The organism is Nocardia sp. NPDC046763 (assembly GCF_040645495.1).
Lineage (GTDB): Bacteria > Actinomycetota > Actinomycetes > Mycobacteriales > Mycobacteriaceae > Nocardia.
In genome coordinates this window covers 24,159-45,034 of record NZ_JBEYYI010000001.1, presented here as the reverse complement: position 1 = coordinate 45,034, position 20,876 = coordinate 24,159, and the positions used below count along the sequence as shown (strand labels likewise).

The 20,876-nt window shown below is 69.1% G+C and carries 23 protein-coding genes; 15 read left to right on the top strand and 8 right to left on the bottom strand.

The genetic code is table 11. From position 1 onward, the window contains the following. Positions 1 to 35: 35 nt before the first annotated feature. Positions 36 to 731, bottom strand: a complete 696-nt coding sequence (locus tag ABZ909_RS00175) for a DUF4184 family protein (RefSeq protein ID WP_356995347.1) — start codon at positions 729 to 731, stop codon at positions 36 to 38. A gap of 77 nt (positions 732 to 808) precedes the next feature. Between ABZ909_RS00175 and ABZ909_RS00170 the strand changes: the two genes are divergently transcribed. Next, positions 809 to 1,498: a pyridoxamine 5'-phosphate oxidase family protein gene (locus ABZ909_RS00170; RefSeq protein WP_356995345.1), complete on the top strand. Its 690-nt coding sequence runs from the start codon at positions 809 to 811 to the stop codon at positions 1,496 to 1,498. Between the two features lie 3 nt (positions 1,499 to 1,501). Here the strand turns inward: ABZ909_RS00170 and ABZ909_RS00165 are convergent, their stop codons facing one another. Together ABZ909_RS00165 and cobF are read right to left on the bottom strand one after the other, a co-directional pair. Then, complete coding sequence (locus ABZ909_RS00165; RefSeq protein ID WP_356995344.1) at positions 1,502 to 2,368, bottom strand: DNA-formamidopyrimidine glycosylase family protein; 867 nt, start codon at positions 2,366 to 2,368, stop codon at positions 1,502 to 1,504. Between the two features lie 68 nt (positions 2,369 to 2,436). Further along, complete coding sequence (gene cobF / locus ABZ909_RS00160; protein ID WP_356995342.1) at positions 2,437 to 3,210, bottom strand: precorrin-6A synthase (deacetylating); 774 nt, start codon at positions 3,208 to 3,210, stop codon at positions 2,437 to 2,439. 20 nt (positions 3,211 to 3,230) lie between these two features. Here cobF and ABZ909_RS00155 point away from each other — a divergent pair, with 20 nt between their 5' ends. The 5 genes from ABZ909_RS00155 to ABZ909_RS00135 all read left to right on the top strand — a co-directional run bounded on the left by ABZ909_RS00155 (position 3,231) and on the right by ABZ909_RS00135 (position 6,993). Further along, positions 3,231 to 4,037, top strand: a complete 807-nt coding sequence (locus tag ABZ909_RS00155; RefSeq protein WP_356995340.1) for a thymidylate synthase — start codon at positions 3,231 to 3,233, stop codon at positions 4,035 to 4,037. Between the two features lie 88 nt (positions 4,038 to 4,125). After that, complete coding sequence (locus tag ABZ909_RS00150; protein ID WP_356995338.1) at positions 4,126 to 4,629, top strand: dihydrofolate reductase; 504 nt, start codon at positions 4,126 to 4,128, stop codon at positions 4,627 to 4,629. Positions 4,630 to 4,734: 105 nt separating this feature from the next. Beyond that, on the top strand, positions 4,735 to 5,061 hold the full coding sequence (locus ABZ909_RS00145) for a cupin domain-containing protein (RefSeq protein WP_356995337.1): 327 nt from the start codon (positions 4,735 to 4,737) through the stop codon (positions 5,059 to 5,061). Positions 5,062 to 5,122: 61 nt separating this feature from the next. After that, positions 5,123 to 6,133 (top strand): Dyp-type peroxidase, encoded by a 1,011-nt coding sequence (locus tag ABZ909_RS00140; RefSeq protein ID WP_356995336.1) that lies wholly within the window; start codon positions 5,123 to 5,125, stop codon positions 6,131 to 6,133. A gap of 62 nt (positions 6,134 to 6,195) precedes the next feature. Next, the gene (locus ABZ909_RS00135; RefSeq protein WP_354836349.1) at positions 6,196 to 6,993 is read left to right on the top strand and encodes a family 1 encapsulin nanocompartment shell protein; all 798 of its coding nucleotides are present in this window, start codon (positions 6,196 to 6,198) and stop codon (positions 6,991 to 6,993) included. A 20-nt stretch (positions 6,994 to 7,013) separates the two neighbouring features. On the opposite strand, the gene ABZ909_RS00130 is transcribed toward ABZ909_RS00135, so the two are convergent. After that, on the bottom strand, positions 7,014 to 8,000 hold the full coding sequence (locus ABZ909_RS00130) for a DJ-1/PfpI family protein (protein WP_356995335.1): 987 nt from the start codon (positions 7,998 to 8,000) through the stop codon (positions 7,014 to 7,016). A gap of 127 nt (positions 8,001 to 8,127) precedes the next feature. On the opposite strand from ABZ909_RS00130, the gene ABZ909_RS00125 reads away from it, so the two are divergent. Beyond that, on the top strand, positions 8,128 to 8,718 hold the full coding sequence (locus ABZ909_RS00125) for a cysteine hydrolase family protein (protein ID WP_356995333.1): 591 nt from the start codon (positions 8,128 to 8,130) through the stop codon (positions 8,716 to 8,718). Positions 8,719 to 8,746: 28 nt separating this feature from the next. Here ABZ909_RS00125 and ABZ909_RS00120 read toward each other — a convergent pair whose 3' ends face one another. Next, positions 8,747 to 10,117, bottom strand: a complete 1,371-nt coding sequence (locus ABZ909_RS00120; protein WP_356995331.1) for a serine hydrolase domain-containing protein — start codon at positions 10,115 to 10,117, stop codon at positions 8,747 to 8,749. Between the two features lie 119 nt (positions 10,118 to 10,236). Continuing rightward, positions 10,237 to 10,614, bottom strand: a complete 378-nt coding sequence (locus ABZ909_RS00115) for a glyoxalase (RefSeq protein WP_356995329.1) — start codon at positions 10,612 to 10,614, stop codon at positions 10,237 to 10,239. A gap of 87 nt (positions 10,615 to 10,701) precedes the next feature. Here ABZ909_RS00115 and ABZ909_RS00110 point away from each other — a divergent pair, with 87 nt between their 5' ends. The 4 genes from ABZ909_RS00110 to ABZ909_RS00095 all read left to right on the top strand — a co-directional run bounded on the left by ABZ909_RS00110 (position 10,702) and on the right by ABZ909_RS00095 (position 12,903). Next, on the top strand, positions 10,702 to 11,232 hold the full coding sequence (locus ABZ909_RS00110) for a hypothetical protein (RefSeq protein WP_356995327.1): 531 nt from the start codon (positions 10,702 to 10,704) through the stop codon (positions 11,230 to 11,232). Between the two features lie 168 nt (positions 11,233 to 11,400). Then, positions 11,401 to 11,841 (top strand): hypothetical protein, encoded by a 441-nt coding sequence (locus ABZ909_RS00105; RefSeq protein WP_356995325.1) that lies wholly within the window; start codon positions 11,401 to 11,403, stop codon positions 11,839 to 11,841. 54 nt (positions 11,842 to 11,895) lie between these two features. Then, complete coding sequence (locus ABZ909_RS00100) at positions 11,896 to 12,300, top strand: NUDIX domain-containing protein (RefSeq protein WP_356995324.1); 405 nt, start codon at positions 11,896 to 11,898, stop codon at positions 12,298 to 12,300. Between the two features lie 114 nt (positions 12,301 to 12,414). Next, positions 12,415 to 12,903, top strand: a complete 489-nt coding sequence (locus tag ABZ909_RS00095) for a hypothetical protein (RefSeq protein ID WP_356995322.1) — start codon at positions 12,415 to 12,417, stop codon at positions 12,901 to 12,903. Here the strand turns inward: ABZ909_RS00095 and ABZ909_RS00090 are convergent. Next, positions 12,891 to 14,519, bottom strand: a complete 1,629-nt coding sequence (locus ABZ909_RS00090; protein ID WP_356995320.1) for an MFS transporter — start codon at positions 14,517 to 14,519, stop codon at positions 12,891 to 12,893. The two genes, ABZ909_RS00095 and ABZ909_RS00090, sit on opposite strands and share 13 nt — an antisense overlap. A 324-nt stretch (positions 14,520 to 14,843) precedes the next feature. Continuing rightward, the gene (locus tag ABZ909_RS00085) at positions 14,844 to 15,515 is read right to left on the bottom strand and encodes a helix-turn-helix domain-containing protein (RefSeq protein ID WP_356995318.1); all 672 of its coding nucleotides are present in this window, start codon (positions 15,513 to 15,515) and stop codon (positions 14,844 to 14,846) included. Positions 15,516 to 15,738: 223 nt separating this feature from the next. Between ABZ909_RS00085 and ABZ909_RS00080 the strand changes: the two genes are divergently transcribed. From ABZ909_RS00080 to ABZ909_RS00065, 4 genes are all read left to right on the top strand, one after another. Further along, entirely contained in the window at positions 15,739 to 17,310 is a 1,572-nt protein-coding gene (locus ABZ909_RS00080; RefSeq protein ID WP_356995316.1) for an amino acid permease, read from the top strand. Between the two features lie 165 nt (positions 17,311 to 17,475). Continuing rightward, the gene (locus ABZ909_RS00075; RefSeq protein WP_356995315.1) at positions 17,476 to 18,222 is read left to right on the top strand and encodes a DUF1989 domain-containing protein; all 747 of its coding nucleotides are present in this window, start codon (positions 17,476 to 17,478) and stop codon (positions 18,220 to 18,222) included. Further along, entirely contained in the window at positions 18,219 to 18,836 is a 618-nt protein-coding gene (locus ABZ909_RS00070) for an urea amidolyase associated protein UAAP2 (protein ID WP_356995313.1), read from the top strand. Before ABZ909_RS00075 ends, ABZ909_RS00070 begins: the two co-directional genes overlap by 4 nt. Continuing rightward, a complete protein-coding gene (locus ABZ909_RS00065) occupies positions 18,833 to 20,845 on the top strand; it encodes a 5-oxoprolinase/urea amidolyase family protein (protein ID WP_356995311.1) in 2,013 nt (670 codons plus the stop codon). The genes ABZ909_RS00070 and ABZ909_RS00065 overlap by 4 nt, the downstream gene beginning before the upstream one ends. Positions 20,846 to 20,876 lie beyond the last annotated feature (31 nt).

Genomic DNA, 20,876 nt, shown 5'->3' with positions numbered 1-20,876 from the left:
GATACCAGAATGCCACTCAGCGCACGACAGTGCGCTCAGCGAAGTCCCCTGACGGCCGCAACTACCATGGAGCCGAGGGCGTACACCACGAAACCCGTTGCGGCGCTGGTGATTGCGTAGACCAGCAGGTGCCGCACGCAGTCGTAGAGGCTGGCGTGCGCCACCGGATCGGTTCGGGCGATGAGACCGGCGAGCACCGCCACCGCGAGCAGCGCCGCCAGCACCGGGGCGCGCCGGGAATCCGGCGCCACCGGCCGGGCTCGCCGGTACCAGGCGGCGAAACAGCCTGCGAGCAGCAGCATTCCGCCGATCGAGGAGATGTACCCGATCACGTTGTACACCCGATGCGGTCCGATCACGGACTCCCGCAACACGTCCCAGTGGCGCACGGCGGGACCGTCGGTGTGGGTGAAGGCATCCCAGGCGAGGTGGGTGAGGGCCCCGATGAGCAGGGCCGCCGCGGCCGTCACCGGCCCCGGCCTGCTCGCGGCGATCTCCTTGCCGATCATGCCCGAGACGGTGCCGCGCAGCGCCCACCCGATGGCCACCAGGATCGCGCCCAGCAGCACGTCCACCGGGAGCCCCCGCAGCGAATGTGTCAGCTCGCCATCCACACCGATCCACAGGTAGTACGGCATGTCGGGCGCGATGCTCCCGGCGACGAGTCCCGGAAACCACAGCACCCGCCGCATGGGCAGCACGGCAGCCGGATGTGCGAGCGTGAACGGCACGGATCCCCCAAGTGGTCTGTAGATCTTGCGGAGAATTGGCTATTCAGGAATGCCATTTCTCCCACGAAACTGGTCATATGAGTGAGACAGCTTCGACCCGGACCCCATTGTCACCCACCCCGCGCAGCAGCCTCACCCGGTCCAAGGAACGGGGCCGCACCGACCGCGCCGAACTGGACGCGGTCCTCGACGCCGGGCTCATCTGCCACCTGGGCGTGGTCCTGAACGGCAGCCCGGTGGTCATCCCGACCATCTACGGCCGCGACGGCGACACGCTGTACCTGCACGGCTCCACCGGCTCGGGCAACATGCGGGCCGCCATGACCGGCGACGTCTCGCTGACCGTGACGCACGTGGACGGCATCGTCTACGCCCGCTCCGCCATGCACTTCTCCATGAACTACCGCTCGGCGGTCATCCACGCCCGGCCGGTCGAGCTGACCGACCCGGACGAGCGCATGCACGCGCTGCGCGTCATCGTCGAACAGGCCGCACCCGGCGCGTGGGACGCGGTCCGTTCACCGAACAAGAAGGAGATGGCCGCGACCATGGTCCTGGCCCTCGACCTCACCGAAGCCTCGGTCAAGGTCCGCACCGGCGGCCCGCGCGACGAGCAGGACGATATCGATACCGGTGGCGTCTGGGCCGGCGTCCTGCCGCTGCGGCAGGTCTTCGACGCCCCGATCCCGGCCGCGGATCTGGAAGCGGGAGTAGAGATTCCGGCGCATGTGCTGGACCGCCGCACCGATGCGGTGGCCGGGGTCTAGGGCCTACTTCAGCAGCCGGGACATGCGGCGATCGGCCAGGATCTTGCCGCCGGTCTGGCAGGTCGGGCAGTACTGGAACGACTTGTCCGCGTAGGAGACCTCGCGGACGGTGTCGCCACACACCGGGCACGGCAGGCCGGTTCGGGCGTGCACTTGGAAACCGGACCGCTTCTCGCCCTTGAGGCGGGCGGCATCCTGGCCCACCGAGCGCAGGATGGCGTCGGACAGCGTGGCGCGCATGGCCGCATGCAGGCGCGCCACCTGTTCGGCGTCCAGCGTGCCGGAGGTGGCGAACGGCGAAAGCTTTGCCGTGTGCAGGATTTCGTCGGAGTAGGCATTGCCGATGCCGGCCAGCAGGCTCTGATCGGTGAGCGCGTTCTTCACGCGCTGCGATGTGCCGCGCAGGATCTCGGCGAATTCCGGTTCGCTCACGGCCAGGGCGTCGGGCCCCAGCCGCGCGATGCCGGGCACCGAGAGCGGATCGCCGGTAACCCACACGGCCAGCCGCTTCTTGGTGCCGGCCTCGGTCAGATCGAAGGCGGGGGTGGCGCCCTCGGTTGTGAAGAAGTGCACGCGCAGGGCCAGCGGCCCCTTGCCGGGCTTGGGCGGATTGGCGCCGGGCTCGTCGATCCACCGCAGCCAGCCGCCGCGCGACAGGTGCGTGATCAACCACAGCCCGTCGCAATCCAATCCGAGGTGTTTGCCCCAGTGCCCCACCCCGGTCACGTCCCGCCCCGAGAGCGCGGTCACCGGCGGATCGAAGGTCTTCAGCACGCTCAGGGCCGCCACGTCGACCCGCCCGACCACCGCCCCCACCGCATGCTCGGCCAGGAACTGCTCGAGCGCCACAATCTCCGGTAGTTCGGGCAACGGATCTCCTCCAATGGGCGACCATCTCCGTCGTCCACCCTAACCGCACACCCCGACACCCGGCCGATTCAGCGCGCGGCGCCCGCCTGCCGCAGCAGGTAGATGTCCATGATCCAGCCCTTGGCCGCGCGCAGGGCCGCACGCCGGCGGGCGATACGGCCCTCGACCACGCGCAGCGGACCCTCGACGATCACCTCGTCGGGCATGCCCAGGTACGCGCCCCACCAGATGTAGACATCGTCGCCCGGCACCTGTACGAACGAACACTCACCGTCCAGCATCACCAGCGTGGACTGCCCCGGGACCAGCCCCTCCTCCCGCAGCCGCCGCCCGGTGGTGATGTGCAACGGCTCGCCGATCTCGTGCAGCACGATGCGGTGCGCGGCGGCCAGCGCCTGCGCGCTGGTGACGCCCGGAATCACCTCGTACTCGAACTGGATGCGCTCGCGTTCGAGCACCCGCTCCACGATGCGCAGCGTGCTGTCGTACAGCGACGGGTCACCCCACACGAGAATGCCGCCCACACCGTCGGTTTCGGCGAAGGCCCGCTCCAGCAGCTCGGCCCGCGCCTCGTGCCAGTCCGCGACCGCGCCCTGGTAGACGACGTCCGCGCCGCTGGCGGGCACGCCCCGGTCCCGCGGCGGGTCGATGATCTCTACTATCGAGTGCGGCTGGCGCGCGTACTCGGCCAGGATGGCCGACCGCACGTCCGTGAGCTCCTGCTTCTCGGCCCCCTTGCCGATGAGAAAAAACACGTTTACCTGGCACATGGCCTTGATGGCCTGCACCGTCACCTGGTCCGGGTCCCCCGCCCCGATTCCGATCACAAACAACTTCCGCACGATGCGTAAGCTTGCCAGGCGTGGAGAGCGCCCGAGATACCCAGTACGAGGACCTGCTCCGACTGGTGCTGGAGTCCGGCACGCCCAAGGCGGATCGGACCGGAACCGGCACCCGCAGCATTTTCGGGCACCAGCTGCGCTACGACCTGTCGCAGGGCTTTCCACTGATCACCACCAAGAAGGTGCACCTCAAGTCGATCGTCTACGAGTTGTTGTGGTTCCTGCGCGGTGACTCCAATGTGCGGTGGCTGCGGGAGCACGGCGTCACCATCTGGGACGAATGGGCCGACGCGCAGGGCGAATTGGGCCCGGTCTACGGCGTGCAGTGGCGGTCCTGGCCGACCCCGGACGGCACCCACATCGATCAGATCTCGCAGGTGCTGCAGACGCTGCGCACCGATCCGGATTCGCGGCGCATCATCGTCTCGGCGTGGAATGTGGCCGAGCTGAACAAGATGGCGCTGGCCCCCTGCCACGCCTTCTTCCAGTTCTACGTGGCCGACGGCAGGCTGTCGTGCCAGCTGTATCAGCGCAGCGCGGATCTGTTCCTGGGCGTGCCGTTCAATATCGCCAGCTACGCGCTGCTGACCCACATGGTTGCCCAGCAGACCGAGCTGCTGCCCGGCGACTTCATCTGGACCGGCGGCGATGTGCACATCTACGACAATCACGTGGCCCAGGTGCGCGAGCAGCTGACCCGCGAGCCGTACCCGTTCCCGCAGCTGCACCTGCGGCCCGCGCCGACGCTGTTCGACTACGCGTACGAGGACGTGGAAATCCAGGGCTACCAGCATCATCCGGCCATCAAGGCGCCGGTGGCGGTATGAGTGGTCAGGGCCGGAGGCGCCGCTCCACCTCCCTGCGCTTGCGGAACGTGACCAGGGAGGCCCCCGGCTCATATCTGGCGGGCACAGCGTGAACCGGACCATCGGGCTGATCTGGGCCCAGACGCCGGAGGGAATCATCGGGCGGGACAACACGATTCCGTGGCGCGTCCCCGAGGACATGGCGCACTTCAAGGACGTCACGTTGGGGCATCCGGTGATCATGGGCCGCAAGACCTGGGATTCGCTGCCGGTGCGCTTCCGGCCGCTCGACGGCCGCCGCAATATCGTCGTGACTCGGCAGGCGGACTGGTCCGAGGCCGGGGCGGAGCGGGCGGGCTCGCTGGCCGAGGCCCTGCACATGACCGGCGAGAACTCGGTGTGGATCATGGGTGGCGGCGAGATCTACCGTGCCGCAATGCCTTTCGCGACCGAGCTGATGGTCACCGAAATCGACGCGGACATCGCCGGCGACACCCTGGCCCCGGCCATCGATCGCGCGTGGCAGACCGATGCCGCCGACTGGAGCGAGTCCTCGACAGGTCTGCGGTATCGCTTCCGCCGTTATCGCCGCGTCGCCCAGGGCTTGCGGTAACGCCTGCATTCCTAGTCCGGCAATTCCTGCACACACCGCCTCGAAACCGCCGATCGTCCCGGGTGCGTCCGGCATACTCAGCGATATTCCGGCGAAAGGCAGTCCATGGACAAGAAATCGCTGACCGCGGTTGCCCGCCAGCAGCTGAAGCTGGCGGCCAGCGCCTCGAGCGGGCGCAGTTCGTTGACCATCTATGGCGGCCACACCCACAGCCTGCGCCAGACGGTCATCGCGATGACTGCCGGACAGACGCTGGCCGAGCACGAGAATCCGAGCGAGGCGACCCTCGTGGTGCTGAGCGGGGTGCTGGTGGTGATCAGCGGCACCAACGAGTGGAAGGGCTCGGCGGGTGACCTGATTGTGATCCCCAACGCCCGTCACAGCGTGAAAGCCGTCGATGACGTGGCATTTCTGCTGACCGTCGCCAAGTAGTCCGGGGAACGAGGCATACCGGGCAGGTCGGCGGTCGACCGCAGCGCATAAGGTGGTGCCCATGGGTGAGCCACAGCCGATCCTCGACCCGCTCACACCGGCCGCGATCTTCCTCGTCGTCACCATCGACGAGGGTGGCGAGACGGTGACGCGGGATTTGCTCGCAGATCTGCCCGGGTTGCGCCGCTCCGTCGGATTCCGGGTGCCCGGATCCGGCCTCGCGTGCATCACCAGCATCGGGTCCGCCGCCTGGGACCGCCTGTTCTCCGGGCCGAAACCCGCACAGCTGCACGAGTTCCCGGGTTTCATCGGTGAGCGGCACCAGGCCCCGGTCACACCGGGCGACCTGCTGTTCCACCTCAAGGCCGAAACCCAGGACGCCTGTTTCGAATTGGCGATGAAGATCGCCGAGCGGCTGTCCGGCGCGGCCACCATCGTGGATCAGACGGTCGGCTTCCGCTATTTCGAGCAGCGTGATCTGCTCGGATTCGTGGACGGCACCGAGAATCCGGAGGGACAGCTCGCCGCCACCGCCGCGCTGGTCGGCGACGAGGATCCCGAATTCGCCGGTGGCAGTTACGTCATCGCGCAGAAGTACCTGCACGATCTGGGCTCATGGAAGGCGCTGTCGACCACCGAGCAGGAAAAGGTCATCGGGCGAACGAAACTCGACGACTTCGAACTTTCCGACGCCGACAAGCCCGCGAATTCGCATGTGGCCGTGAACGACCAGGACGAGATCGGCAATATCGTGCGCGCCAATATGCCGTTCGGCTCGGTCCAGGACGGCGAATTCGGCACCTATTACATCGCCTACGCCGACGACCCGGCCATCACCGAGAACATGCTGGTCCGCATGTTCCTGGGCACCGCGGACGCCGCCTACGACCGCATCCTGGACTTCTCCACCGCCGTCACCGGCACCTCGTTCTTCGCGCCGCCCGCGGGGTTCTTCGACGCGCTGCCGGCCGCACCCGCGCCGGAGGCGGCCACCCAGCGGGAATCCACCGGCGGCAATGGCGTTGTGTCCCGGGACGGATCTCTCGGCATCGGGGCGCTACGCAATCGTTGAACCGCCGCTACGCAATCGTTGAACCGCCGCTACGGAATCGTTGAACCGAACGGAGCTGACGCATGAACAACCTGCATCGCGAACTCGCGCCCATCACCTCGGAGGCCTGGTCGGCCATCGAGGAGGAGGCGACGCGAACCTTCAAGCGGCACATCGCCGGTCGCCGCGTGGTCGATCTGTCCGGACCGCACGGCACCGACTACTCCGCCGCCGGACTGGGCCGCACCTCCACCATCACCTCCCCCGGTGACGGCGTGCAGGCCCGCCAGCGCGTGGTGCTGCCGCTGGTGGAGCTGCGGGTACCGTTCACGCTCTCCCGCGAGGAGCTGGACAATATCGAGCGCGGCGCGCACGACGCCGATCTGGATCCGGTGAAGACGGCGGCCAAGAAGATCGCCTTCGCCGAGGACCGCGCCATTTTCGAGGGCTATCCGGCGGCCGGGATCATCGGTGTCCGGGCCTCCACCTCGTGCGAGCCGGTGAAGCTGCCCGGCGACCCGCGCCTGGCCCCGGAGGCGGTGGCGCAGGCGCTGAGCAAGCTGCGGCTGGCGGGTGTGGACGGGCCGTACTCGGTGCTGCTGTCGGCGGATCTGTACACCGCGGTGAGCGAGACCTCCGATCACGGGCACCCGATCCGCACCCATATCGAGCGACTGATCGACGGTGACATCATCTGGGCGCCGGCCATCGACGGCGCGTTCGTCCTGTCCACGCGCGGTGGCGATTTCGATCTGCAGATCGGCCAGGATCTGTCCATCGGCTATCTCTCGCACGATGCCGAGACGGTGCAGCTGTACTTCCAGGAGAGCCTGACGTTCCTGGTGTACACGGCCGAGGCGGCGGTCCCGCTCGAGGCGTGACCAGGTGATTCGAGGCGAGATCAGGTGAGCCGGAAGCGGTTTCGATACTCCGTCGGCGTGATGTCCAGTACGCGCCGGAAGGCCCGGGTGAGGGTGTCGGTAGTGTTGAAACCGCTCAGGGTCGCCACCCGGTCGAGCGTGTGGTCGGTCGTCTCGAGCTGATTGCGCGCGAATTCGACTCGGGCGGACTCGATATAGGCCGCCGGGGTGGCGCCGAGATCGGTCTTGAAGATGCGGGTCAGCTGCCGTTCGCTGACATGGGCCTGCACGGCCAGATCCGCGACCGTCAGCGGCTCGGCGAGATGCCGGGCGATGTAGTGCCGCAGGTCGTCGATCCGGCGCGTGGCCGAGATGGGTTCGAGTGACACGCTGAACTGGCTCTGCCCGCCGGGCCTTTTCAGGAACATGACCAGCTGCCGCGCCACGCGCAGTGCGAGGGCGTCGCCGAAATCGTCGGCGACCAGTGCGAGGGACAGGTCCAGGCAGGCGGTGAGTCCCGCGCCGGTCCAGACGTTCTGGTCGCGAATGAAGATCGGATCGGCGTCCACGGTCACGGCCGGATGTTCCGCCGCGAGCTGCTGTGCGGTGGACCAGTGGGTGGTGGCGCGCTTGCCGTCCAGCAGCCCGGCGTCGGCGAGAATGTGCGCACCCACGCAGACCGAGGCGACGCGGCGGCTGTTGGCGGCCAGCTTCGCCACCCACGCCACCACCTGCGGGTCGCTGAGCGCGCGCACCCGGCCGGCGCCGTCCACCTCGACCGAGCCGGGCACCACCAGCGTGTCGATCGCGCGCCCGGCGAGGTCGGCGAAGGTGATGTCGGGCAGCACTCGGACTCCGGCGGAGGTGGTGACGGGGTCGAGGGTCTCGGCGGCCAGCGCCACCTGATACCCGGTGTCCCCGTTCATCTCTCGCTGGAGCAGCGCGAAAACCTCTGGCGGCCCGGTCACATCCAGCAGATCGACCCGGTCGAACAGCACGATGACGACGAATCTCGCAGGTGCGTTCATCGTTCCTCCACCCTCGCCGTGTCCGAATCTGCAGGCTACATGACATTTCCGACACGCCTGTCGGCTCATAGCGTGGAAAACGTCCACCGCACCGGGCGGTCCGGACGCGTGACCCAGGAGGATCTCCATGCCCGCACAGACCCTGCGTGACCTCGGCGGCTTCGATCAGACCCCGGCCACCCTGGCCGACGCGACCCTGATCCTCGTCGACTACCAGAACACCTACACCCGCGGCGCGATGGAGCTGACCGGCTGGCGGCCCGCCCTCGACGCCGCCGCCGACCTGCTGGGCCGCGCCCGCCGGGCCGGCTCCGCGATCATCCACATCGTCAACGACGGCGGCCCCGGCACCCCCTACGACATCACCGCCGACATCGGCGCGATCCACCCCGCCGTGGCCCCGGCCGACGGCGAACCCGTTGTCGTCAAACAGGTTCCGAACGCCTTCCACGACACCGACCTGGCCGCCCACGTGGACGCCGCGGGCAACAAGAACCTGATCATCGCCGGCTTCATGACCCACATGTGCGTCACCTTCACCACCGAGGGCGCCTTCCTGCGCGGCAACCACCCCACCGTCGTGGCCGACGCCTGTGCCACCCGCCCCCTCGAATCGGCCGTCGGCGAGGTGACCGCCGCACAGCTGCACGACAGCGCCCTGGCCACCATCGCCGACCTCTACGGTGTCGTCGTGGCCTCCGCCGCCGAGCTGAACTGATCCTCGGGCCGGCTGGGTATGGCGAGCGTCAGGGCTGGCGGGGCATCGCGCGGCTGGTGTGCAGGTAGCGGGCAGCCGGGCCACCGTCGCCGTTGATCAGGCCGTAGACGGCGTGGCGGCCACGAACAGAGCGCGCGGCGATCAGCGCGTCGGACCGTAGGTGCAGAAGTTCCATGCGGTCCGGGGCGGAGGCCAGGGCGGCTTCCGCCGTCAGGGGCATCGTGGACAGCCAGGCCCGGCCGTCGGGGCCGACGTCGATGACGTGCTCGTACATGACCGAGCGGTAGCGCCCGCTGACCCGCGCCGCATCCACCGGTTCGGGCCGGGCGGGCGGCACGGGCCGGGCGGGCAATCGGATACCCGCGTGCACCCACAGGAGGTCTCCGACGACATCCTGGTAGAGCGCGAACGCGTCACCTCCATTGGCCAGCAAGGCGATTGCGACGTCGGCGGCGGGCGCGATACGCAGGAAAGCGTTCTGGCCGATGGTGCTGCCGTCGTGCCCGAACAATCCGGTTCCGGCGGGATCGAACAGCTGCCAGCCCAGACCCCAGTGGGTGCCGTAGCCGATATCGGGCACCTCGACGTGGGGCCGGGTCATCGCCTGTACCGCGGTCTCGGAGAGCACGGGGACGCCCTCCATGGTGCGACCGCCGGTCAGGTGCAGCCGGGCGAATCCCAGCAGATCGCGCGCGGACATCGCCAGCCGCGCCCCGGCCGGAGCGTTGGAGGCCGGGAGCGCCCATACCGGCGCGGGTTCCGGGCCGACCCCCGCCGCGGATTCGATATGCCCTACCGCGGCGCGGAACAGGATGGCCTCGTCGGCGTCGGTGGCCACCCGGGTCAGCCCGAGCGGGGTTACCAGCCGCTCCCGCAACACCGCGTCGAAAGGCTTGCCGCGCAACACTTCCAGTATTCGACCGAGTAGCACGTATCCGCTGTTGCAGTACGAGAACATGTCTCCGGGCGGGTGCACCTGCCCGGCGTCCGCGATGGCGGGCACGAACTTCTCCACCGCGTCCGAACCGCGCCCGGTGTCGAGGAACAGGTCACCATCGATGCCCGAGGTGTGGCCGAGCAGCTGCCGGAGGGTGATGCCCGCCGCGGCCGCTTCGTCACGCACCCGGAACTCGGGCAGGTACCGGCGCACCGGGGCGTCGAGCTCGATCAGCCCCTCGTCGGCGAGCTGCATGATGAGCGTCGCGGTCCACGCCTTGGTGACCGAGCCGATCTGGAACACCGAATCCGTGGTCGCCGCAACACCTGTCGCGGTGTTCAGCACCCCGGCCGCCGCGGCCGTGATCTCGCCGCCGACCAGCACCGCGACTTGCGCGCCGGGGACTCCGTGCTCCTCGATCGAGTCGGCCAGTCGGCGCGCGAGGTCGACGGCGTGCGGCATGAGTCGCTCCTTCGGGTGATGCGGGACCACCGGTTACCGGTGAGCGGTAGTAGAGGCACGGTAGGTCGCCAAGGGCGTCGATGTCGAGATCGGCTGGGAATCCGCCGGTTTCGCCCCCCTCAGGAGTCCGTCTGCATGACGTAGAAGCGGTTGTCGTCGGGGTCTCGGAAGGCGAACATGAGCGGCGCGGAATCCCAGTCCAGCAGCGCGCCGACGGTGAGGCCGAGGCCGGCGAGCGTGGCATGGGCGGCGCGGGCATCGGGGGTCGCCAGCCGGATCCCGGTGTCGATGCCCGCGGGCAGTTCCGCGGACGCGCGCACCAGCGCCAAGGAGGCCGTCCCGCCGGGTAGCGACATCTCTATCCAGCGGAAGCCCGGCTGCAGTTCGGCGTCCATGCGGGTCACCAGCCCGAGCCGCTCGAGCAGCGCCTTGGTCCGGTCCTGATCGGTCACGGGCACCGCGATATTGACGACCGCGGTGAAGGTCGATTGCGTCATGCGGATGAGGACGGTCCGTCCGCGTCGAATTCATCGACGACGCGCACCTGGGGGTACGGTGACCGGCAGTCGGTTTCGGGAGGCGGAATGACGATGGTGCGGGCGGGCGTGGTGCCGGGGCGGCGCATGGCCGGGTACGTGGCCGCGGGGATATTCGTGGTGGCCGTCGTCTGCGCGGGGACCGTCGTGGCGTTCGGGCTGAATCGGGTGTTCACCGGGCTGTTCTTCGGCGCGGCCGTCGCGGTGGGGATGATGGTCGCGCTGTTCGGGCGGGACCGGGTGGAGCTGACCGAGGATGCGATCGTGCGGCGGACCCCGTGGGGTGCCTCGACGGTGGCGTGGGATCGGGTGGTGGCCGGACGGTTCGCGCTGGACGAGAAGGGCCGCTGGACCCTCGCACTGGATCTCAACGGCGGCGACGAGCCGCATCGGGAACTGGTGCTGCTGTCCATCCCGCCGGTGCAGCGGCCCATCGCCAACGCCTACGACATGCGCAAACGCGAACAGGTCGACGAGATTCGAACCATGTTGCGGCACAGGCGGATCCCGGTGACCATCCTGCCGGAGATCGCCGACGCCCTGCAGCGGCACTGGAAGATCGCCCCGCCCACCCGCTGAGCCCGCACGCCTGGGGGATCTCCCTGAGCGATCGGCGACCACAGGACGATGCATCCGCCCCGGTCACAGCCGAGAATCCTTGGTGTGGCCGGTGATCGCAGCGTTCTCTCGGGAACCTCACAGCCACGGCGGATCGGATGCACAGCCGCAGGTGTGAGGGTGATTATCGTGGCGTTGAGCGTTGTGGCGGAGGACTTCCGCCGGTACGGATGGACGATCGAGACGACCGGCGACGGCGTCGACTTGATCACCGGCGAGCAGATCGCGGCCATCGAACTCACCGGGTCCGTCGCTGCGGGAGTGCGCCGATACCTGCGCGCAAACAATCTCTCGGGCCCGGTCATCGAGGTCCCGGGTCCGCAACGGCGGGAAATCCATCTGGTCATCGGCGTGGCCAAGGCCGCGCGGGCCATCGAGAGCCTGCGCGCCGCGGGGGCGATCGTGCACACCGACGGTGACCGGGTCCCGCTGCCGCAGCCGGGCCGCGGGATCGCGTGGAGCGTCATGCCCCACCAGGCGCGCTGGGTGCCGCCGGTGGTCGCCATCGCCGCGGCCGTGCGCTGCGTCGCGGCCGGCGATCGGGCGCGGCTGCGGACCGTGGCCTGCTGACACCGGGCCGGTTCGAGGGCGCCCGCACAGCCCGCGCTACCAGGGCTGGCTAGGGTGGGACGGGTGATTCGCACCGCGGCACTGGCGCATATCAGGGACCGTCGCATGTTGCAGACCCGGTCCACCGGCAAGGGCGTCTTCTATATGGCGGGCGGCAAGATCGATCCGGGTGAAACCCCGGAGATGGCCCTGCACAGGGAGATTCACGAGGAACTCGGGGTGGCCGCCACCGGCGTCAGCGAGCTGGGCGTGTTCGAGGCGGAGGCCTACGGGCACGCGCCCGGCACCCGCCTGCACATGACCTGCTTCCTCGGCGAGCTCACCGACGAGCCGCGCCCCTCCGGGGAGATCGCCGAACTGCGCTGGTTCACCCTCGGCGAATACGCCGCCATGGACGCGGTCGCCCCCGGCTCGCTGCTGGTCTTCCGGCGGCTGCGCGCGCTCGACCTGATCGACTGACCCTCGCACTGTAACCACCCGCGCTATTTCTGAATGGCAGCTACGCCAACCGGATCCGCGCCCCGAGATGCGCCGGTCCGGATTCCGGATCGCACCGAATCAAGGGTGATTGCAGTGATCAAACCGCTTACTCTGCTCGCGACGGCCGTGATGGCCGCGGGTGGCCTCGGCTTCGGAACCGTGGCGGACACCCGTTTCGACTCCGGCGCCGACTGCCTGTGGGCGGGCGGCACGCACCCGCGGGGGTCGCAGGTGGTGGCGGGAGGCTCGGCCTTCACCTGCGGCAGCGACGCGGCCGGTCCGCACTGGTACCGGGGCGGCGCTGCGGGCGGGAGCACCGTGCCGAATCCCGGGGCGGACGCCGATCCGGCGGGCCGCTTCAGCGCGGGGGCGCGCCAGCCCGGCACCGATTACGACGACTACTGCGTCGGCGATCAGCTCATCCCCGGTGTCGGGGACGTCTTCGAGGCCGTCCCGACCAGCGGCGGCCTGCTGTGGAAGTCGGCGGGCCCGGTCTCGCAGTGGACCTTCGATCCCGGTGTGGTGCAACCGAAGACGTCCACCCGCTCGTCCGGGATGTGCCTCGACGGTCAGCTGCTCTGAGCGTCCTCGTTGTCGTCCGCCGCCGTGTACGGCCGATTCGGGATGAGGGCGGCCGAGGCCAGGCCGACGAGCAGGAACAGCGCCGCGGCCAGCAGCGTGGTCCGGGTGGAGTCGGCGAAGGCCCGGCTCAGCGCGTCCACGATGGCCGCGGCGCCGTGGTGGTCCCGCAACCCGGTGATGGCCCCACCGGCCGACTGTCGGGTCGCGGTGGCGAGGGTGTCGGCGGCAGGCTTCTGCAGATCGGGCACGTGTGCGAGCCGTCTGGGAAGATCGTGGGCCAGCGCCGCCGACAGCAGCGCACCGATGACCGCGGTGCCGAAGGCCGATCCGATCTGCCGCACCGTGGACTGGGTGGCCGATCCCTGGCCCGAATTCTCCGGCGGCACATCGGCGAGCACGGTCCCGGTCAGCTGCGCCGAGGCCATCCCCAGCCCGATGCCGTACCCGATCAGCAGCACCGCCAGCCACCAGCCGGAAATGTGCGGGGTGACGAACAGCGCGGCCAGCGCCACGGCGACGGCCTCGAACAGGAGGCCCAGCTGCACCACCCGCACCGGCCCGAACCTGCGCACCAACCTCTCGGCGAGCCCCGCGGCCAGGAACGCGCCGACGGCCATGGCGGCGAGCACATAGCCCGCGCCGAGGGTGGACAGCCCGAGCGCGTTCACCATGAACAGCGGCAGCACGAACAGCAGGCCGAATTCGCCCAGCGCCACCAGGAACGCGGTGATATTGCCCCAGCGGAAGCTGGGGATCCGGAACAGCGCGGGATCCAGCAGCGCCGAGCGGCCGATCAGACGGCGGTGCTGCTCCCAGCGGATGAACAGGTACAGCGCCACCACCCCGAGCACCAGCAGGATCGGGATCAGCGAGACCGGCGCGCTCGCCGGCCAGTTCCACCCGGCGAGCGGGAATTCCCGCAGCGGCTTCCACCACCCGTAGGTCTGGCCCTCGATGAGCGCGAACACCAGCAGCGCGAAACCCGCTGCGCTGAGCAGGAATCCGTCCACATCCAGGCCGGGCGCGGCCTTGCCCATGCGGGTCTCCGGGACGAACAGCACCAGCCCGATCAGCACCACCGCTCCCAGCGGCAGGTTCACCAGGAAGATCCACGGCCAGGTGAAGTAGGTGGTGAGCCAGCCGCCCAGCAGCGGGCCGATGGCGGCGACACCGGAGACGACCGAGCCCCAGACCGCGAAGGCGATCACCCGGTCACGGCCCCGGAAGAGGGCGTTCATCGTGGCCAGCGTGCCGGGCATGACACCGGCCGCGCCGATGCCCTGCACGGTGCGTCCGAGGAGTAGGGGCCAGGCGCCGTGCGCCTGTGCCGAGAGCACGCTGCCGAGCATGAAGATCACCACGCCGAGGGCGAACATCCTGCGCCGCCCGAGCCGGTCGCCGAGGCGGCCGCTGGTGATCAGCAACGCGGCCAGCACGACCGCGTAGATGCTGTTGATCCATTGCGCCTGAGTGAAATTCAACTGCAATTGGTCGATGATGACGGGCAAGGAGACCGCGACGATGGTGCCGTCCAGCACCACCATGGACAGTCCCAGCGCCAGGACACCGAGGGTGATCCATTTGTTGCGACCCAGGTCGAGCTGCGTTTCCGTCATTCGTCGCTCCCGCCGCTGAACAGCCGTCCGAAGAGTCCGATAGTCCGTTAGCCACCTATGCGCCAATTGTCCGTTCAACAGTGTATGTCGAGGCGACTGGACAGCCGAATATTTGCCGACGGGTGACCTCTGCGCTCGGACGCCGATTTCGTCTTCTATGACCAGCCGCTGCACGCCGCGGGCGCGGTCCGCACCACTGCTAGCGGACGGGACCGGTGATCGTGGACGCGCTCTCGGTGCCGGTTCCGGGGCAAACCGGCGGTAGATCAGGTCTACGGCTGGGGTCTCGAGTGGGGCACTTCGACGGGCAAGTCCTGATGCCGATCACTCCGGAGCGAGTCGCCGCGCCAATTCCAGTGCGGCGCACCGGGTTTCGGCCAGCGAGCCGGGCCAGCAGAGCAGCCGCAGGATGGCGTCGGGAATGAGCTGCTCGGCGTACTCCGGCGCCGCGCCCTCGTCGGAGCGCATATTGATGACCGACTCCACCAGCCGGAACGGCAGCAGTTCGGCCCCGGCCACCGCGCCCGCGCCGGCCTCGGCGATGACGGCGGCGGACAGGGTTTCGTAGTGGCCGCGCAGCTCGTCGCGGCGTTCCCGGAAGCGGGCGAAGCGTTCGCTGCGCAGTTCCGGCAGCAGGTACAGCGCGCCGAGATTCCAGCGGCTGGCGCACAGCTGGCTGACGTCGTGCCAGGCGAGCGCGTACAACCGCACGGCCGCGGACTCGGGCCGCCCGGCCAGGATGCCCGCCAATTCCAGTGGCGTGGTGACAGTTTCGGCGAGCAGGGCGTCGAGAATGTCGTCCTTGGCCCCGAAGTGGTGGTACAGCGAGGCTTGCCGGATGCCGACGGCGTCGGCGACCGCGCGGGTGGAGGTATTGCCGTAGCCGTGACTGGTGAACAACTCGGCGGCGGCGTCGAGGATTTCAGCGCGCGGCGTCTGGCCCGCGCGCCGGCGCGGTTCGAGGCGAGGACGGCCGGGTCCGAGTTGGGTCACCATGCCATTGTGTCCTACCCGCACCATCGACCCGCCCACCCGCGCTGCCGACCTGCCCACCCGCGCTGCCGACCTGAACGGTGAGGTTCCTGTCATTTGACAGAAATACCGGCAATGCAGAAGTTACGGCGGGCCATTCGACCGATACAGCGGCGTCACCCGAGCCGCGATCGCGAACGGAAAACTTTCAATCGATAGATATTCGCCTCGCGAAAGACTCACCACCATGGTTGCCTCCGCCGACGCCGTCATCCCCCAGCCCCCGCCGGCCACCGCCGGGACCAGCACCGAAACCAGCTCGGACAGCGCCGATCTGGCGCGCTTCGGCTATCAGCCGGTGCTGCACCGCAAGCTCGGCCGCTACGCCTCCTTCGCGGCCGGATTCTCCTTCGTCTCCATCCTGACCACGATCTTCCAGTTCTTCGGCTTCGGCTACTCCTTCGGTGGCCCGGCCTTCTTCTGGACCTGGCCGATCGTGTTCGCGGGCCAGTTCCTGGTGGCGCTGAACTTCGCGGAACTGGCCGCCCGCTACCCGATCTCGGGCTGCATCTATCAGTGGTCGCGCCGGCTGGCCGGCGAGGTTGTCGGCTGGTTCGCGGGCTGGATGATGATCATCGCCCAGATCGTCACCGCCGCGGCGGCCGCGATCGCGCTGCAGGTGGTGCTGCCTACCATCTGGTCCGGATTCCAGCTGATCGGCACGGACAGCGATCTCACCTCCCGTGACGGGGCGTCGAACGCGGTGCTGCTGGGCAGCGTGCTGCTGGTGATCACGACGCTCATCAATGTGGTGGGCATCGACTGGATGGCGCGCATCAATTCGCTCGGGGTGACCATCGAGATCATCGGCGTGATCGCGGTGATCGCGGTGTTCTTCACCCACACCGACCGCGGGCCTGGGGTGGTCACGCACACCGATCAGGCCGCGGCCGGGCCGTACTGGGCCGCCTTCCTGGCCTCCGGATTGATGGCCGCCTACGTCATGGTCGGATTCGATTCCGCCGGTGAGCTTTCCGAGGAGACCAGGAACCCACGGCACGTCGCACCGCGCACCATTCTGTCGGCGCTGGCCGTGTCCGCGCTGGGCGGCGGGCTCATCCTGCTGGGCGCGCTCATGGCCGCACCGAGCCTGACCGACGACTCACTGGCCAGTGGCGGGCTGGCCTACGTGATCGAGGCCAAGCTGACCAGCGTGCCCGGCAAGGTGGTGCTGGCCTGCGTGGCGTGCGCGATCACGGTGTGCACCTTGGCGATTCAGACGGCCGGTTCGCGGCTGCTGTTCTCGATGGCCCGCGACGGGCGGCTGCCGTTCGCCAAGCCGCTGTCGACGGTGCATCCACGCTTCGGCACGCCGGTGTGGCCCGCCGTGGTGATCGGCGTGCTGGGTGTCGGCCTGCTGGTGGTGAACCTGGGCAATGCCGCCATCTTCGCGACCCTGGCCAGTGTCTGCATCGTCATGCTCTACCTCGCGTACCTGCTGGTCACGGTGCCGCTGCTGGTGCGCCGGATCAAGGGCTGGCCCGCCGATATCGCCGGTGACGCCGCCGGCACGAAGCTGTTCACGTTGGGCCGCTATGGCATTGCGATCAACGCGATGGCCGTGATCTGGGGCATCGCCATGGCGGTGAACCTGGCCTGGCCACGCGCCGAGGTCTACACCCCGACCGGCGGTGGCTGGTGGATGCTCTGGGCCGCACCGCTGTTCGTGCTGCTCACAGTGGCGGTCGGCGCGGTGGTGCACCGGATGGTGACCCCCGCGCGCGGCGTCCCCGCCGATCCAATTCCCCAAATCGCCTGATCCACAGGACATTCCGATGATATCGCCGGAGCCCGACCAACGCCTCCGTGGACGACCTGGACTGGCGATGGTGCTCGACGACCTGCGGCACCGCGCGTACCGCAGGTGGCGCCAACGCCGCACCGTCGGCCGGGTCTCCGGCGATCCCCGAGAAACGGAGTAGCAATGACCACAGCCAATACCACAGGCGCGCGGGATCATGCCCGCTCCCAGGCGGCCGCCGCCGAGCACGTCGCGCCCGAGCTTCCCGTGGACGTCGAAATCGCGAAAATAACGTTTGCCCAGCGGATTCCGGCGGGTGGATACGCGAATGCGGTGCTGGCGCGTGGCACCCGGGTGCGGCTGTCGGATCCGTTCGGCGCGGCGTGTGCGCATCTGCTGCTGCTGCGGGCCGAATCGCCCTGGGAACGGTTGAATGTCGCCGACACCGTGAAGGTGCCGTGGCAGGCGTATCTGCGCGTCGGTCATCCGCTGCTCTCCGATCAGGGGCGGGTGCTGGCTACGGTGATCGCGGACTCCTCCGGCCGTCACGACGCCCTGTGCGGTCCGTCGCCCGCAGCGCGGCTGAGCCTGCGGATGGCCGGGGCCAAGCAGGGGCTCGAGCCGCGGGATATCGGCCCGACGGTGTCGTTCTTCCAGGGTGTGCGCGTGGAATCGGATGGCGCGCTGACGATCACCGGCGGCGCGGCGGCGGGAGCGGCGGTCGATCTCCTCGTGCAGCTGCCGGTGACCCTGCTGGTCGCCAATGCCGAACACCCGCTGGATCCCACTCCCCCGACCGAACTCGACCTCGTGGCCTGGTCCGCGCCGGAGGAACTCGCGCTCGCGCACGGTACCGACCCGGAATATCTGCGCGCGGTTGAGAACACCGAACAGGACTGGCACGCACGCACTCCGGAGGCCCGCGCATGATCACCACCGCCCGCACCGTCGTGCTCGACGAGACCGTCCCCGCCCGCGCCCCCTGGTCGGCCGTGGTGCGCGCGGGAGACCAGCTGGACATCATCGATCTGCACGGCAATCAGGCGGTGGACTGCCTGCTCTACAACGCCGCCGATCACACCGATCGGTACAGCGCGCAGGCGACGATCACGGCCCAGCGCAATATCTTCCTGACCACCGGCAGCGTCCTACTGACCGAGGCGGGCACCCCGCTCATGACGGTGGTCGCCGACGAGGTCGGCAATCACGACACCGTGGCCGGGGCGTGCTCGCAGGAGTCCAATACCCTGCGCTACGGCCACCACACCCGCCACCAGCACGCCTGCGTGGAGAACTTCCTGGCCGAGGGCCTGAAGTGGGGGCTGGGCAAGCGTGATCTGGTCTCGAACATCAACTGGTTCATGAACGTTCCCGTCGAGGCGGACGGCACGCTCGGCATCGTGGACGGGCGCTCCGCGCCGGGAAAGAAGATCACGCTGCTCGCCGAGATCGACACCCTGGTGCTGATCTCCAACTGCCCGCAGATCAACAACCCCTGCAATGGCTTCGATCCCACGCCGGTGCGCATGGTGGTTGCCCGATGACCGCCGTGCTGCCGAACCTCACCGCACCCGAGCATTCGTCCCCCGCCGCGACATTCCAGGTGATCCGGCCGGGAATGCAGACGACCGTGCAGGATTGGCCGGGCCGCGTGGGCTACTGGCATGTCGGGGTGCCGCCGTCCGGCCCGATGGACGATCTGTCGTTCCGGCTGGGCAATCGGGCGCTCGGCAATCCGGAGGGCGCGGCCGGGCTGGAGTGCACCCTGGGCGGACCGGCCCTGCGCTTCGACGCCGCCACCTGGGTGTGCGTCACCGGTGCACCGGTGCCCGCCACCGTGAACGGCCGCGCAGTGCGGCAATGGCGCAGTGTGCTGGTTCCGGCGGGCGGCGTGCTGGACATCGGCATGGTGCGCGGTCCCGGAATGCGGTGCTACCTGCTGGTGGCCGGCGGTATCGAGGTGCCCGAATACCTGGGCAGCCGTGCGACTTTCACCCTAGGCAAGTTCGGCGGCGGCACCGGCCGGGCATTGGCGGCGGGCGATGAGTTCGCGCTCGGCGCGCCCGGGCGGGTGACGCCCGGGGTGACAGGCGACGATCAGCCCGTGCTGACCCGGCGCTGGGAGCTGGCGGTCACCGAGGGACCGCACGGAGCGCCGGAGTTCTTCACCCGCAGCGATTTCGACACCATCATCGGCACCGACTACGAGGTGCATTTCAATTCCGATCGGACCGGGGTGCGGCTCATCGGCCCGAGACCCCGGTGGGCGCGGCGGGACGGCGGCGAGGCTGGACTGCACCCGTCCAACATCCACGACAACGCGTATTCCGTTGGCGCGCTGGACTTCACCGGCGACACCCCGATCCTGCTCGGCCCGGACGGGCCCAGCCTGGGCGGCTTCGTCTGCCCGGTCACCGTGGTGGCGGCCGAGCGCTGGAAGCTGGGCCAGCTCACGCCCGGCGACCGCGTGCGCTTCGTCCCGGTCCGCGCCGACCGCGCGGCCTCGCTGCGGGAGCTCGGGGCCGAGCGCCGGGCCGCCTGGCCGGTCGTGCTGTCCACGGGCGGCGACGGTGACGACGGTGTCCTGGCCCGCCGCGACGGCGCGGACACCGCGGTCACCTATCGACGCGCGGGCAATGACGGCCTGCTCGTCGAATACGGGGATATGACACTGGATCTGGAGCTGCGCGCCCGCGTGCACGCCCTGCACCAGGCGCTGCTGGAACGATCCGAACCGGGGATCACCGAACTCACCCCGGGCGTGCGATCCCTGCAGGTACGCCATGATCCCGGCCGGCTGCCCACCCGCACCCTGCTGGGCCTGCTCGCCGAGGTGGAGGCCGAGCTGCCGCCCGCCGATGAGCTGGTGGTCCCCAGCCGCACCGTGCGGCTGCCACTGTCCTGGGACGATCCGTCCACCCGCGAGGCCATCACCCGCTATATGCACGGCGTCCGCGCGGATGCCCCGTGGTGCCCGTGGAATATAGAGTTCATCCGCCGGATGAACGGACTGGCCTCCGTGGACGAGGTTTTCGACACCGTGTTCGCGGCCGAATACCTGGTCCTCGGCCTGGGCGACGTGTACCTGGGCGCGCCCGTGGCCACCCCGACCGATCCACGGCATCGGCTGGTCACCACCAAATACAACCCGGCCCGCACCTGGACGCCGGAGAACGCGGTCGGCATCGGCGGCGCCTATCTCTGCATCTACGGCATGGAGGGGCCGGGCGGCTATCAGTTCGTCGGACGCACCACCCAGGTGTGGAACCACCGCTCCAACGGCATCGGCGAAGACCCTTGGCTGCTGCGGTATTTCGACCGCATCAGCTGGTATCCCGTGAGCGCCGCGGAACTCCTCGACCTGCGCGCCGACACCGCTGCGGGCCGCGGCGAGCTGCTGGCCGAGGACGGCGAGTTCCGTCTCGTCGACTATCGGAAGTTCCTGTCGGACAATGCCGCATCCATCGACGAGTTCCGCGCCCGGCAGGCCGACGCCTTCGCCGCCGAACGCAATTCCTGGCGCGAGGCGGGCGAACTCGCCGAAACACCCTGAGCGCCTCCGCCCCATCCCAGATCCAGGAGAC